The following is a 12,707-nucleotide window of genomic DNA, read 5'->3' as shown; positions in this document are numbered from 1 at the left end:
GCGATTGCGCGAACCCGGGCGGCCCTGGAGCGATCTCTAACGCCGACAGGGTGCAACAAGGGCGCAACAGATTCGAGAGTTTTTGTTGCACCCCAAAATCGAAAAACCCTTTCGATTGAATCGGTTAGAGCGATCCCGTTTTGTCACGCTTGCTGGAAGTAGCTTAGTAGTGAGGTGTCACAAAAAGCGGGAGCGAAGCTCCCTTAGGAAACGTGACAGCGAAACTCGCGGTCTCCCTCGCTCCGCTCCGTCGCTTCGCTCCGGGGGGCTGCCGCCCCCGAACCCCCGCCGGCCTGCGGCCGGCTTTTTAATCCCGTCTCCGGAGATGGGAATGTCTTCGGCAAAGATAACGTCTCCAAGGCCCGGGCCTGCTTCCCGGTCACGCGCCAACCTCCCGGCCAGCTCATGACTCAACTCGCATCCGGGAACCGCTCGCCCAAAAATCCAAGGGCTTGGCTGAGGGCCCCTTCGGCTGTTTCCCTAGCCGTCCAGCCAATATCGAGTGGTTTCCACACCGGGTAGGTCTCAGGCTTTCGTTCGGGATTCTCCTCCGAAGGATATGCGGGCTGGGCCACAATGTCTTCCCGCTCGTAGACGCGAGTGCTGAATGGCTTGTTGCCGTCGCTCGATTGCATAACCTCGATTCGAAAGACCTCAAGGTTCACTACGACCTCGACTGTCCGTTCGATTGTGTAGAATTCTGTCGCAAAGTCCGGCGATGTGATCACGGGCATTCCTTACTGATCGATGCTGTATCCAAAGCAACCTTTTAAAATGCGTTGGGTTGCCTAGCGTCAATGGGCACTTTGCAAGTCAGTCCTGACTTACAATCTTAAATAGAGTCAATTACTTGACGCCACTTAGCGAATAATGAGTCTTATGGCGCCACACCGACAATGGTGGGGCTAAGAAGGGAATGCCATGTTGATTGCCGACGACCGCTATTTCGCTCTCTTGAAGACGCTTACCGACTCTCGTGCCGGCTCGGACTATTACGTTGTTATGGGGCGCAATTGGGTAGAGACCCAGATTCAGGTCGCATTGTGCGCCGCCGATATCTATCCGGCGAGCAGTGAGGACGCGGCATGACTAAGGTGGTTGCCTTCACCTATGACAATGATCGTCGCACCGGCACTTACGAAGTTCGTTCCGGCATGGTGCGGGTCATCACGGAATTCGGGACGAAAGCGACCCAGGTTGGCGGATCACCTCCACTCGTCATTGCCCGGATGCTGGCTGGCGAGTTGATGCGAACGGCCAAAACCAAGTGAATTAGAAAGGGCGCGGATCACACCGCGCCCTTTTGTTCATTCGCGTCCGGGGTCAGGCAACAGCAACACGTCGTCTGGCCGTGGCAACTTAGTCCCGTCGTGCCTTTCGCGGGCTCGCCAGATGATTTTCAAGATTGACTTCGCCTCTTCAATTGCAGGTTTTGCATTCTTCGCAAACTCGCCCAGATAGAAGCTCAACTCTCCTGCGAACGCAAAGAACCTGTCCGTCCTTGTGCCGTTTCGGTCGATTTCCTTAGCGAGCTCATTTATGCGCTCGAACAGGCTGTTCTTTTTCCTGTCATCGAGCGACGATTTTTCAACGATGCTCCGGATCTTGTCCAGATGCTCGTGCAGCTCCGCCTTCTCTTCGGATTCGAAAACCGCGTAACCGGGTTCGGTCGCTATTCGCGCGCTGAGCGCGCTCGCTGCCTTTGCCTTCGTCACATGCCGATAATTTTGCATGATCTGACCGGCATAGGCCTCGTATTGGAGACGCGGACGCGCGCGCAACAAGCTAGCAGCGCCTTCGATCGGATCAGTGCCTTGGTAGCCCGACGGATTTAATGGGTTGGGCAGTTTCCAACCTTGAGCTTCGTAAAACGCCTCTAGGATTCCGCATACCTCAGTGAACATCGAGACGCCCGGCGATGAACCCAGCGCTTTTTCTAGTCGAATGAGTAGTTCGTAACTTGCCAAGTGAGGGTCTGAAGACAGACCATCAAAAATGTTGTCAGCGTCAATCGCCATTGGCCCCTCAAGATTGAATCCCCGCTTACCTTAGCGGGCATTGCCGTCAAACACTACCGCTTCAGTTATCGCCGCGCGATGCCGCGGACATTTTGGGGCCATCGCGCGAAATACAGCGCATCCCATCATCCGCCCGCTATATCTGTCTCATAGCTCGGTCATGGGAACGACGGACGTGCAAAAGCGGTGTCTAACAAAGCAGGAGGCGGCCGATTACTGCGGCTGCAATACCCTGGCTGCGTTCGACCGCTGGATGCAAAAGGGACTTATCCCCAGGGCAATGGCGGGGACCAACCGCTGGGACCTCAAGGCCCTTGACTCTGCCCTAGACCGGGCTTCGGGCCTTGTGACAGAATCTGCCCCGGGAATGACCCCATACCAGCGTTGGAAGGCTGAGAATGCGCGTAAGACCCAAGCCGCTTAAGCTCAAGGGCATCAACCGCGTTCCCAAGCGTCAGGCAGATGGCACGGTCAAAATCTATCTCTACCGCCGCGCCACCGGCATCCGCCTGGACCCTGACCGCCTCGCGGAGACCTACGCGGAGGCTGAGAAGCGCACCCGTCGCAAAAGCGAAAAGACGCTAACCGATCTCATTCGGCTTTTCGATACGTCCAGCACCTACGCCGCGCTGAGCGAGGAATCGCGCAAGCAGTATCCCTGGAAGCTCAAGCGTATCGAACAGAAGTGGGGCACCGTCCCCGAGGACACGTTCAACAACCCAGACGATGCCGACGCATTCGCGGCGGACGCACTCGCGTGGCATCAGGAGCTAGGCAAGACCTCGCGCCGATCGGCGGACAACCTTATGTCGGCGCTCTGCCGCGTGCTCTCGTTTGCGAAAGAGCAACGCCGCATCAAGCATCACCCCATTCCGACCTTCCACCGGCTCTACAAGAGCGATCGGGCCGACAAGACGTGGTCGGAGGAGCTACAGCAGCAGTTCATCAAGACAGCACGGCCGGCGATGGCAACGGCCATGATCCTGGTCCGCAACACCGCAATGCGCGCCAGCGACGTCCGGAAGTTCGCCTGGACGCGATACGACGGGCAGCGCGTCCAAATCCGATCCAGCAAGACCGGCAAGATGCTTTGGATTCCGGCCACACGCGAGCTTAAGGCGCATCTGGACGCCCTGCCCCGTGTCGGCGCGCTGGTCATGCTGACGCCGACCAGGAAGGCTTACACCAAGCGTTATTTCAACGATCACTGGCGGGAAGACTCGGACGCAGCCGGAGCCGGCAACCTGAACTTCCACGACAACCGAGGCACAGCCGCCACGTTGCTCGCGGAGGCGGGCGCTACCGCACCGGAGATTGCGGAGGCGCTAACTTGGACCGTGGATAAGGCCCAGCGGATTATTGACGATTATTTGGCTCGCAGGGGTGTGCCGGCAGCCAATGCGATCAAGAAGCTTGAGGACCATCGGGATAGGACCTCGCTCGCGACCGACTCTTCAAGTGACCAGTTCGGGCAGACCGCATGAAGATAAAGCAATTAAAGCGCGACTGCGTTTTTATAGGCTCGCCCGGTCACAAAGGATGGTCTCGGATTAGTAAAGAGCATATTTTCTCGCAGTGGATGCATGATCTCGTAGAGCATCCCGATCAGAATTGGCACATCGATCAGCGAGGAATACCCGAGAAACGTCCCTTGCTTGAGAACAGACGCGCACCGGGCCTAACGATACATCGCACGGTCAAGATCTGTAAGTCCTGCAACGAAGGATGGATGCGAGACATTGAAGATGAAGCGCAGCCAATCCTGACCCCGATAATTGTGGGCCGCACCACTCAACTTTCGGAAGACCAGCAGGTCACGATCGCAAAATGGCTTACAATGAAGGCGATCACGGCGGAATACTCCGACTTGAAAAACGTCGCTGTGACTACAGCCGAGCGGGACGAATTTTTTAGCACCCGCACGCCACTCGCTAAGTGGCAGATTTACATCGGTCGCTACCGCGGCGAAGATTGGAAGAGCCGCTATCACCATTACACATACTATCTGAGCGAAGGAGGCATTCATCCTCCTCGTGGCGCGCGGCCGATCAACGCTCAGTTCACAATTCTCAGCTACGGCAACTTGTTCTCATTCTCTGTGAGCAACCTGCGCGCAGGAGCTTTCGAATTTCCCGATTGGTTTCGGCAGCTGATGCCTCGGATTTGGCCGATCGAGACCCCCCTCGTCACAATGCCCGTCACCGTCCTTTCGGATCGCGACGCTGACGACATCATGAATTTCATGCCTAATTTCATAAGACAGCTGCCGCCGAGGAATCGCGCCGGGTAACCGTCCACGGCGAGCGAGCAGGCCCCTAACAGAACAGCGCACGAACAAGATTGCAAACTATCTGCAAACGGGCGGAACGTTGCAAACTAACCGCAGCAACAACTTTGATTCCATTGAGAGAAATGGTCGGAGCGAGAGGATTTGAACCTCCGACCCCTAGTCTCCCAGACTAGTGCGCTAACCGGGCTGCGCCACGCTCCGAACGTCGTTCCATTAGCTAGGATCGCCGCTTTGCGCAAGGCGAGGCCGCAGCATTTTGGTGTATCCGCCCAAAGCACGCGGAACTGCCAAGCCGGTGGGCCCCGCCCCTACCCGTCCTTCAGCGCCTGATCCAGCATCTCACGGCAGGCGACGAGGTCGGCGAGCGCCCGGCCGAGGCGCTCGCGGTCCAGCGCGCTGGGGCCGGCGGGCGCGGCAGTGGCGCCCTTGCGGAAGGTGGTGAGGATCTCCTCGTCGTCGATCTCGCTGAAGCGGAAGTCGATGCCTTCCTCTTCGTCGCCCTGGTAGTCGTCATCGTCGGTGTCGGTGACGCCCTTGATGGGCGCCTCGTCCTCGGGCTCGATCAGGCTCGCGCCGATGGCGTCCTCGATGGCGCCGAACGAGACCGCGGCGGCGCTGTCGGCCAAGCCCTGCACCGATTTGACGCCGTGCTCCTTCAGGATCCGCTGCACCCCGCGGATGGTGTAGCCCTCCCCGTAGAGCAGCCGGCGGATGCCCTTGAGCAGGTCGACGTCGTCGGGGCGGTAATAGCGGCGGCCGCCGCTGCGCTTCATCGGCTTGATCTGGGAGAACCGGGTCTCCCAGAACCGCAGCACGTGCTGCGGAATGTCGAGTTCCTGCGCTACTTCGCTGATGGTTCGGAACGCATCCGGCGCCTTGTCCAAATGCCAAATCCTTTGCGAAAGGGTTATGCCTCTTGCTGAGCCTTGCTGGTGGCGTCGCCATTGGCGCGGTGCTGGCCGTTGATCCGCTGCTTCAGGATCGCCGACGGCTTGAACACCATGACGCGGCGCGGCGAGATCGGCACCTCGGTACCGGTCTTCGGGTTACGGCCGATGCGCTGACCCTTCTTGCGCACCATGAAGGACCCGAATGAGGACAATTTCACCGTCTCGCCCTTTTCGAGGCAGTCGGTAATCTCCTTCAGCACGAGTTCCACAAAGGCGGACGATTCCGTGCGCGACAGCCCCACCTTCTGGTAGACGGCTTCGCACAGATCAACTCGCGTTACGGTTTTGCTGGTCTCGGTCATCGCCCTGCCCCACATCACGGCGAACAATTGTTGTCTGAAATTATGAGGTTACGATACGGCGGTCAACAGCGCTCATCAATGCAGACGCATCGATTATCGGCGCGAATTCCGGCAAAATTTTATCGACTGTGGCTTACCAGCGCAGCAGCGCGGAGCCCCAGGTGAAGCCGCCGCCCATCGCCTCCAGGAGAATCAGGTCACCCTTCTTGATGCGGCCGTCCTTGCGCGCCTCCGACAGCGCCAGCGGGATCGAGGCGGCGGAGGTGTTGCCGTGACGGTCCACCGTCAGCACCACCTTTTCCGGCGCGATGTGAAGCTTGTGTGCGGAGGCGTCGATGATTCGCTTGTTGGCCTGGTGCGGCACGAACCAGTCGATGCTTTCGGCATTGAGCCCGGTCGCCTGGAAGGCATCGACGATGACGTCGGTGATCATGCCGACCGCATGCTTGAAGACCTCGCGGCCTTCCATGCGCAGATGGCCGACGGTCTGGGTCGAGGACGGACCGCCATCGACGAACAGCTTTGCCTTGTGGCGGCCGTCGGAGCGCAGATGCGTGGTCACAATACCGCGGTCGGTCGCGGCATTGCCGGGCTGCTCCTGCGCCTCCAGCACCACCGCCCCGGCGCCGTCGCCGAACAGCACGCAGGTGCCGCGGTCGTTCCAGTCGAGGATGCGCGAGAAGGTTTCGGCGCCGATCACCAGCGCGCGCTTGAAGGCACCGGTGCGCAGGAAATTGTCGGCGGTGGCAAGCGCGAACACGAAGCCCGAGCACACCGCCTGGAGGTCGAAGGCCGCGCCATGATTGATGCCGAGCCCGTGCTGCACGGCGACAGCCGTCGCGGGGAAGGTGTTGTCCGGGGTCGAGGTCGCCAGCACGATGAGGTCGATCGACTGCGCGTCCATGCCGGCATCGCTGAGCGCGGCCTGCGCGGCCTTGATCGCCAGGTGCGAGGTGAACTCGCCCTCGGCCGCGATGTGCCGCTCGCGAATGCCCGTGCGCTGAACGATCCACTCGTCGGAGGTGTCGATGCGGGCCGCCAATTGGGCGTTGGTCACCACCTGCTCCGGCAGATAAGAGCCGCAGCCAAGCACGACCGAACGAATTTGAGTCACGAAACATCCTCCGGCGCGGGCTGCACGGAACTGAGTGCACCACCCTCGCGGTTGAGCATCTGATTGATCTTGTTCAGGAGATCGTAGTGAGCCATCTCATAGCCAACATCGATCGCATAGGCAAAGCCTTCGGCGTTGGTTCCGCCGTGGCTCTTGACCACCACCCCCCTCAGTCCCAGCAGCACACCGCCATTGGACTTGTTGGGGTCCATCTTGTCGCGCAGGGCCTGGAAGGCGCTGCGGGCGAAGACATAGCCGAGCTTGGAGAGCCAGCTCCGCTGCATCTCGTTACGGAGCAATTCCGCCATCTGGCGCGCGGTTCCCTCGGCAGCCTTGAGCGCGATGTTGCCGCTGAAGCCCTCGGTCACGATGACGTCGGCCAGCCCCTTTCCGATACCGTCGCCCTCGACGAAGCCGATATAGTCGAGCTCCGGCAGGTTCCTTGCCCGCAGGATCTCGCTGGCCTCGCGAATCTCCTCGTGGCCCTTGATCTCTTCGGCGCCGATGTTGAGCAGGCCGACCGTCGGCCGCTTCTTGTTGAACAGCACGCTCGCCTTGGCTGCGCCCATGACCGCCATCGAGACCAGATGGTGGGCATCGCCGCCGAGGGTGGCGCCGAGGTCGAGCACGACGGATTCGCCGCGCATGGTCGGCCATATCGCGGAGATGGCCGGACGGTCGATGCCCGGCAGCGTCCGCAGGTGGAAGCGCGCCATCGCCATCAGCGCGCCGGTATTGCCGGCGGAGATCGCGACATCCGCCTCGCCCTTCTTGACCGCATCGATCGCCAGCCACATCGACGAGGTCTTGCGGCCGCGCCGCAGCGCCTGGCTCGGCTTGTCCTCCATGCTGACGGCGACGTCGGTATGGACGATCCTGGAGGCGGCTTTCAGCTTCGGGTGCTTGTCGAGCTCGGGCTCGATCCTGGCGCGGTCGCCGACCAGCAGGAACTCGGTATCGCGATGCCTGCCCAGCGAGATGGCGGCGCCCGGAATGACCACGGCGGGGCCGACATCGCCCCCCATGGCGTCCAGCGCGATGCGAACCTTGCTTGGCATGAAAGTCCTGGAAACCTGGTCTGGTGCGGTCTTGAGCTAGCGGGGCCGCGAAATGGGCTCGCCACGGACATGGCGATCGGCCAGGCGCCACGCCGCACCCGGACCGGGGCGCGACAATAGCGTTTTGTTACCCCGAAACAACCTCTTGCCCCCAGCCTTTTGCATTTGGGGCGATGCGGCCACGAACCCCGGATTGAGCAGGAAAGACATCGAAATCAGAAGGATAAATGCTTCTTTCAAACCATCAGGGGAAATGCCTCGCGTCTCCTCGCAAGGCGGGCACAAGGGGAAATGCCCTATTGGCCCTTCTTCTTGTCTTGAAGCGCCTTCAGCACCGCGAAGGGATTGTCGTCGGGATCTGGGGCGGTGACCTCCGCCTCGAATACGGCCCCCTCCTTGCGCGGATAGGGATCGATGGCCAGGAACAGGGCGTCGGTGGCGAGCCGGCCGAGGTCGATGATGCCACCAGCGATCGGCTCGGGAGGATCGGCGACCTCGGACGGTCCCTCATCGTCCTGCCCCTCCTCGATCAGATCGGCCAGGCGCCGCGCCTCGGCCTCGGGGGCGAACATCAAGTCGACCTCCTCCTCGATCTCGCTCTCGATTGGATCCAGCGTGACGACGCAGGTCTGGCCGACCCGGCCGCGAACAAGCCCCGTGACGTGAACCCGCCCACCGCTTTTCGGCACGACATCGAAGCTGGCATGCGCGGACAGGATCTCCCGCACGCCCGCGAGCGCCGCCATGGTTTGCCGCTCGGCCGCTGAGGCCTCGAGCTCGCGATGCAGGCCTGCTTCGGGGATCTGCGCAACGATGACGGGCGCCCGCCAGGGATCGGGCTCGGATCCGGCATTCGGTCGACTCATGGCGTGACATCCTCGGGGAGTGCTGGAGGAAACTTGAAGGAGGCGCGCAGCAGCGCGGCCTCATCGGTCCGGCCAAGATCGGCCTCACTGGCCCGGGCATAGGCCGCGAGCTGCTGCGCCTGACCGAAGCCGGTCCCGTTCAAGATATTCTTGCAGATCGCCGATGCCAGCGCCTCGCCGCCGCCTTCCATGGCCTGGTCATAGGCCTGGACGCGACCGTAGAACGCCTCGCCGAAGGCCCGCATCCGCTTTGGCACGGTCTGGTCGCCCACCCCCATCTCGCGCAGATTGTCGTCCATGTCTTCGCAGAAGCGATCGAATAGCGCCTGCGACAGCTCCGTGGCGCCTCCGGTGGCACTCTGGACCGTGCGCAGGCGGCGCAGCAACAGCCAGAGATGCAGCAGCAACAGGTCGAAACGCCCGTTAACCGTATCGGGCACGCCCAAGTCACGGTAAAATATGGGTTCTCGCGCCTGCGTCACGATCATGCCATAGATGGCTTCAATGGTGCCCGGCGGGGTTAGTCGGGGTTTCCTGAAGTGATTGAACGGCCAAAGCATTGTGGTTTCCGCAAGCGGGCGCGCGCGTGTTGCATTCAGAGCCTCCGCCCGGTACTTCAGCGCCTCGCGCGACGCAAGGGGACGGAATCAGTTCCGCTATGACGACAACGAACCAGACCAGCCTGCGCGCGGATCAGCGGCGCGGCCTCCACGCATGCTGGCGCGGCTTGCGCATGCTCGCAGCTGCCGCCGTGGTCGGCGCGGCTCTTGCGGGCTGTACGGGCGAGCAGTTCCAGAAGGGTTACATCCTGCCGCCCGGCGCGCTCGAGCAGATTCCGATCGGCGCGAGCCAGGACCAGGTGCTGATCGTGATGGGCACCCCCTCCACGGTCGCGACCCTCGACGGTGAGGTGTTCTACTACATCTCGCAACGCTCGGAGCGCCCGGTCGCCTTCATGAACCAGAAGGTGGTCGACCAGCGCGTGATCGCGATCTATTTCGACAAGAACCGGCGCGTGCGCCGGCTTGCGAATTACGGTCTGCAGGACGGCAAGATCTTCGACTTCATCAGCCGTACGACGCCGACGTCGGGCCAGGAGATGAGTTACCTCACGCCGCTGTTCAAGCTGCTCAGCTTCAACTGAGACTTCACAGCGCTTTCGCGCGGAGTCGATAACGGTTCGCGCAAAGAAAAAAGCGCGGCCAACACGCTGCCAGAGCCCTTCCAATTCCGTCGGAAGGTAAATCGCTCTGAGCTGCGGCGTCGTGCCGCTCTGCGCACGCCACTTGCCCTCGCACGCGACTTGCGGTCGCACGAGCGGTTCCGTACGGTCCCTGCAAAGAAAGAAGCAGGGAGTGGATTCGTGCCTAAGCCTTTGTTGTCCCGCCGTCGCGTGCTCACCGGCGCTGCCGGCCTTTCAGCCGCAGCCATACTGCCGCGATCGAGCCTCGCCGACTGGAAGCCCACCGAAAACGTTCGCCTCGTCGTACCGGCTGCGGCCGGCGGATCGACCGACGTGATGGGCCGGCTCTTGGCCGCGCATCTGCAAACCGCCTGGGGCCAGTCGGCGGTCGTGGAAAACCGCTCGGGCGGCGGCGGCACCATCGGGACTGCCGAGGTGGTCCGCGCCAAGCCTGATGGTCACACCATCCTGGTCGGCAATCCCGGTCCGAACGCGATCGCCTACAGCATCTTCAAGAACCTCACCTACAAGCCCGACCAGCTGCAGCCGGTCTCGAACATGATCCGGATCCCGAACATCGTCTCGGCGCATCCGAAGACCGGCATCAAGTCGATCCCCGAGCTGATCGCCTACCTCAAGGCCAATCCGGACAAGCTCAGCTACGCCTCTTCGGGCGTCGGCCAGAGCCCTCACCTCACCGGCGCCTGGTTCCTCCAGCTCACCGGCCTGAAGATGACGCACATCCCGTTCCGCGGCGCCGGACCCGCGCTGCAAGCGGCCCTCGCCGGCGACATCCAGATCCTGTTCGACAATCTCTATCCGAGCCTGCCTCAGGTGCAGAACGGCACGCTCAACGGTCTCTGCGTCACCACGACCGAGCGCAGCGACCTCGCGCCGAACCTGCCGACGATGCGAGAGAGCGCGCCGGAGCTGGCGAGTTTCGACATCTCGTCCTGGTTCTCGGTATTCCTGCCGAAGGGGGTTTCACCCGAGGTGCTCAACGCGCTCAATCTCCAGATCAAGGCGATGCTGGAGCGCGAGGACATCAAGAAGCAGATCGCCGCCATGGGCGCCCGCGCCGACTACGGCACCCCGCAGCAATTTGCCGCCTTCGTGGAGGCCGAGACGAAGAAGTTCGCCGGCATCATCCAGAAGGAAGGGCTGCAAATGGACGTCCAGTAGTTTCTCGTGTCCCGGATGCCGCCTGCGGCATCCGGGACTTGAGCGACTGCTATCCGGTCGTGACCCCGTCGATCGGACTGATATCTCCGACGAAGCGCAAGAGATCGCTCATCAGGAAAGTGCCCGGAGTCTTCGCCGGCAGCGTCGGTTTCCAGTTCCGCTGGCTGAGATAGGATTGGTTATCGCCAGCGACGATGCCAATGAACACCTCGGCCACGATACGCGCGCCGACCGGACCGAGCCGAAGACCGCCGGTCTTCACCTGGGCCTCTTTGAGGATGTAGTACCAGAGCGGCGTCTTTCGATCGAAGCCATGCGCGGCCGCAACGGCGCCGTCGGTGCCGGTTGCGATCTCCGCTGGCTTGAGCACTGGGATCCCCATCGCACGAGCCACATCTTGACCCGACGGCAATCCGAGATTGACTCCGCGCTGCAAGTTGCGGAGCGGCAGGCTGCCGCCGCCACCTGGAAGATCGTGCAATTTCGGAATGAGGAATGGATCGATCTTGCGCGAATGGTTGAACAGGAAGTTCGGCGTCGGCGCGATCGCCGGATCGAATTCGTAGAAGCGGCTCCAGTCGATGATCCAATCCGTGGGCAAGGTGCTCACGTTGGGCGGGGAATTGGGCGCGTTGGGAGTGGTACCGGCAATTTCGCCCAGGATGCGGCCGGAGAGCCCGGAGAAGAAGAACTCGAGGTTGAGGGTCGCCGCAGCAAAGCCGCCGGGCTTCGTGAACACATGGTTGTGGCTGTATGTCTCGCGAACCATGCTGTGTCCGAGCCGGTAGGCTGCCGCCGAGAACTCGACCGGCATGTAGGGCACCTTCTGGAATCGATAGAACTTCCGGCCCTCGTGCAGAATCCTGGCGACGATGCCCTTCTCCGTCAAGCGCTCGACGAAATCGTGCAGCACCATCCATTGATAGTGCCAAGTCACCAGCTTTCGTGCTTCAGAGAAGAGCTGGTCGGGCGCCGGCGCGTTGGGCCCGGCCGCGAGCATGTCGACGACCTTGTTGTGGAATTTCAGGAACGCAAGGTGCGTCTGTGCGACCAGCAGATTCTCGTCATTGCGGTGGTCGCCGATCAGGGCCCGCCCTTCCGAATTCCGCGTCAGATCATTCGGAAAGACGCCCGCCGCGCGCGGCGTGGGCTCTGTCTTGCCGAGCAAGAACTTCGGCCCGGGCTGTGAGACGTTGTTGGTGTCGCGAGCGTAGAGTTGGGGGCTGCCATCCGGTCCCAGACCGTAAATGCTGTCGAGATCGAGCCTCGGCGTGCGGAAGTTTGTGGTGGCTTTGGGATCCTCCTGCTTCTCGGCAAGCGACGTAAGATCAAGCGTGATGTCGTGATCGACGAATTGGCCGAGATAGGTAAAGCCCGACGGAATGTTGGAGTTGTCACCGGTCACATCGTCCGGCCCGGCGTCCTTCATTGCTGTGGCAAGCGCCTGCAACGCAGCCTCCGGCGCCGTGAATGCCGGCAGGTCAAACATCCGGCCGAACAAGCCGGGATCTGCATTGGCGCTGGGCGGTTTCAAACCGGCCCTGGTCGGCTGGCGTCCGGCTTTCCCGTGTCTTGGATTCAGGTTTGCAGCTTGCGTCATTCTTCCCTCCAGTGGGTGAGACAGCAACCGCACGGTAGTCCCCGGAGGGAAGACACTTTGTAATTGACGTCACAGTTCCCCTGCAACAAAGCCGCCGCGAAGGCACGATATCGTGAAGCAAAAAACCCCGCGGCTCACGCCGCG

Annotated in this window: 15 protein-coding genes and 1 tRNA gene; 6 read left to right on the top strand and 10 right to left on the bottom strand. The window is 61.5% G+C overall.

Translation table 11 applies throughout. From position 1 onward, the window contains the following. Positions 1–410 precede the first annotated feature (410 nt). Positions 411–728, bottom strand: coding sequence for a hypothetical protein (locus AC1RQP_RS00220; RefSeq protein WP_492935525.1), 318 nt, complete (start codon positions 726–728; stop codon positions 411–413). 193 nt (positions 729–921) lie between these two features. On the opposite strand from AC1RQP_RS00220, the gene AC1RQP_RS00215 reads away from it, so the two are divergent. After that, positions 922–1,089: a hypothetical protein gene (locus AC1RQP_RS00215; protein ID WP_492935524.1), complete on the top strand. Its 168-nt coding sequence runs from the start codon at positions 922–924 to the stop codon at positions 1,087–1,089. Further along, positions 1,086–1,271 (top strand): hypothetical protein, encoded by a 186-nt coding sequence (locus AC1RQP_RS00210; protein WP_492935523.1) that lies wholly within the window; start codon positions 1,086–1,088, stop codon positions 1,269–1,271. The genes AC1RQP_RS00215 and AC1RQP_RS00210 overlap by 4 nt, the downstream gene beginning before the upstream one ends. A 36-nt stretch (positions 1,272–1,307) precedes the next feature. On the opposite strand, the gene AC1RQP_RS00205 is transcribed toward AC1RQP_RS00210, so the two are convergent. Further along, positions 1,308–2,018: a hypothetical protein gene (locus AC1RQP_RS00205; RefSeq protein WP_492935522.1), complete on the bottom strand. Its 711-nt coding sequence runs from the start codon at positions 2,016–2,018 to the stop codon at positions 1,308–1,310. Positions 2,019–2,416: 398 nt separating this feature from the next. On the opposite strand from AC1RQP_RS00205, the gene AC1RQP_RS00200 reads away from it, so the two are divergent. Beyond that, the gene (locus AC1RQP_RS00200) at positions 2,417–3,502 is read left to right on the top strand and encodes a tyrosine-type recombinase/integrase (protein ID WP_492935521.1); all 1,086 of its coding nucleotides are present in this window, start codon (positions 2,417–2,419) and stop codon (positions 3,500–3,502) included. Then, positions 3,499–4,308: a hypothetical protein gene (locus AC1RQP_RS00195; RefSeq protein WP_492935520.1), complete on the top strand. Its 810-nt coding sequence runs from the start codon at positions 3,499–3,501 to the stop codon at positions 4,306–4,308. Before AC1RQP_RS00200 ends, AC1RQP_RS00195 begins: the two co-directional genes overlap by 4 nt. Positions 4,309–4,431: 123 nt before the next feature. Here the strand turns inward: AC1RQP_RS00195 and AC1RQP_RS00190 are convergent. From AC1RQP_RS00190 to AC1RQP_RS00160, 7 genes are all read right to left on the bottom strand, one after another. After that, positions 4,432–4,509, bottom strand: a tRNA-Pro gene (locus AC1RQP_RS00190). 107 nt (positions 4,510–4,616) lie between these two features. Next, positions 4,617–5,192 carry a MerR family transcriptional regulator gene (locus AC1RQP_RS00185; protein ID WP_492935519.1) on the bottom strand — a complete coding sequence of 192 codons (576 nt, stop codon included), beginning with the start codon at positions 5,190–5,192 and terminating at the stop codon, positions 4,617–4,619. Positions 5,193–5,215: 23 nt separating this feature from the next. Next, positions 5,216–5,560: an integration host factor subunit alpha gene (locus AC1RQP_RS00180; RefSeq protein ID WP_239623904.1), complete on the bottom strand. Its 345-nt coding sequence runs from the start codon at positions 5,558–5,560 to the stop codon at positions 5,216–5,218. A 133-nt stretch (positions 5,561–5,693) separates the two neighbouring features. Then, positions 5,694–6,674 carry a beta-ketoacyl-ACP synthase III gene (locus AC1RQP_RS00175; RefSeq protein ID WP_239623905.1) on the bottom strand — a complete coding sequence of 327 codons (981 nt, stop codon included), beginning with the start codon at positions 6,672–6,674 and terminating at the stop codon, positions 5,694–5,696. Beyond that, positions 6,671–7,732: a phosphate acyltransferase PlsX gene (gene plsX / locus AC1RQP_RS00170; protein WP_239623906.1), complete on the bottom strand. Its 1,062-nt coding sequence runs from the start codon at positions 7,730–7,732 to the stop codon at positions 6,671–6,673. Before plsX ends, AC1RQP_RS00175 begins: the two co-directional genes overlap by 4 nt. Before the next feature lie 296 nt (positions 7,733–8,028). Continuing rightward, positions 8,029–8,598 carry a YceD family protein gene (locus tag AC1RQP_RS00165; protein ID WP_492935518.1) on the bottom strand — a complete coding sequence of 190 codons (570 nt, stop codon included), beginning with the start codon at positions 8,596–8,598 and terminating at the stop codon, positions 8,029–8,031. Further along, positions 8,595–9,158 (bottom strand): ubiquinol-cytochrome C chaperone family protein, encoded by a 564-nt coding sequence (locus AC1RQP_RS00160; RefSeq protein ID WP_239623908.1) that lies wholly within the window; start codon positions 9,156–9,158, stop codon positions 8,595–8,597. The genes AC1RQP_RS00165 and AC1RQP_RS00160 overlap by 4 nt, the downstream gene beginning before the upstream one ends. A 98-nt stretch (positions 9,159–9,256) precedes the next feature. On the opposite strand from AC1RQP_RS00160, the gene AC1RQP_RS00155 reads away from it, so the two are divergent. Both AC1RQP_RS00155 and AC1RQP_RS00150 read left to right on the top strand, forming a co-directional pair. Continuing rightward, positions 9,257–9,742 carry an outer membrane protein assembly factor BamE gene (locus AC1RQP_RS00155; RefSeq protein ID WP_239623909.1) on the top strand — a complete coding sequence of 162 codons (486 nt, stop codon included), beginning with the start codon at positions 9,257–9,259 and terminating at the stop codon, positions 9,740–9,742. A 219-nt stretch (positions 9,743–9,961) separates the two neighbouring features. Next, complete coding sequence (locus AC1RQP_RS00150) at positions 9,962–10,963, top strand: Bug family tripartite tricarboxylate transporter substrate binding protein (protein WP_239623910.1); 1,002 nt, start codon at positions 9,962–9,964, stop codon at positions 10,961–10,963. Positions 10,964–11,012: 49 nt separating this feature from the next. Here the strand turns inward: AC1RQP_RS00150 and AC1RQP_RS00145 are convergent, their stop codons facing one another. Next, positions 11,013–12,563, bottom strand: coding sequence for a peroxidase family protein (locus AC1RQP_RS00145; RefSeq protein WP_492935517.1), 1,551 nt, complete (start codon positions 12,561–12,563; stop codon positions 11,013–11,015). Between the last annotated feature and the right edge of the window lie 144 nt (positions 12,564–12,707).

The organism is Bradyrhizobium sp. GW821-FHT13H06 (assembly GCF_058803975.1).
Note: the sequence above shows the minus strand (reverse complement) of the source record. Positions and strands in the feature narration are given on the sequence as shown.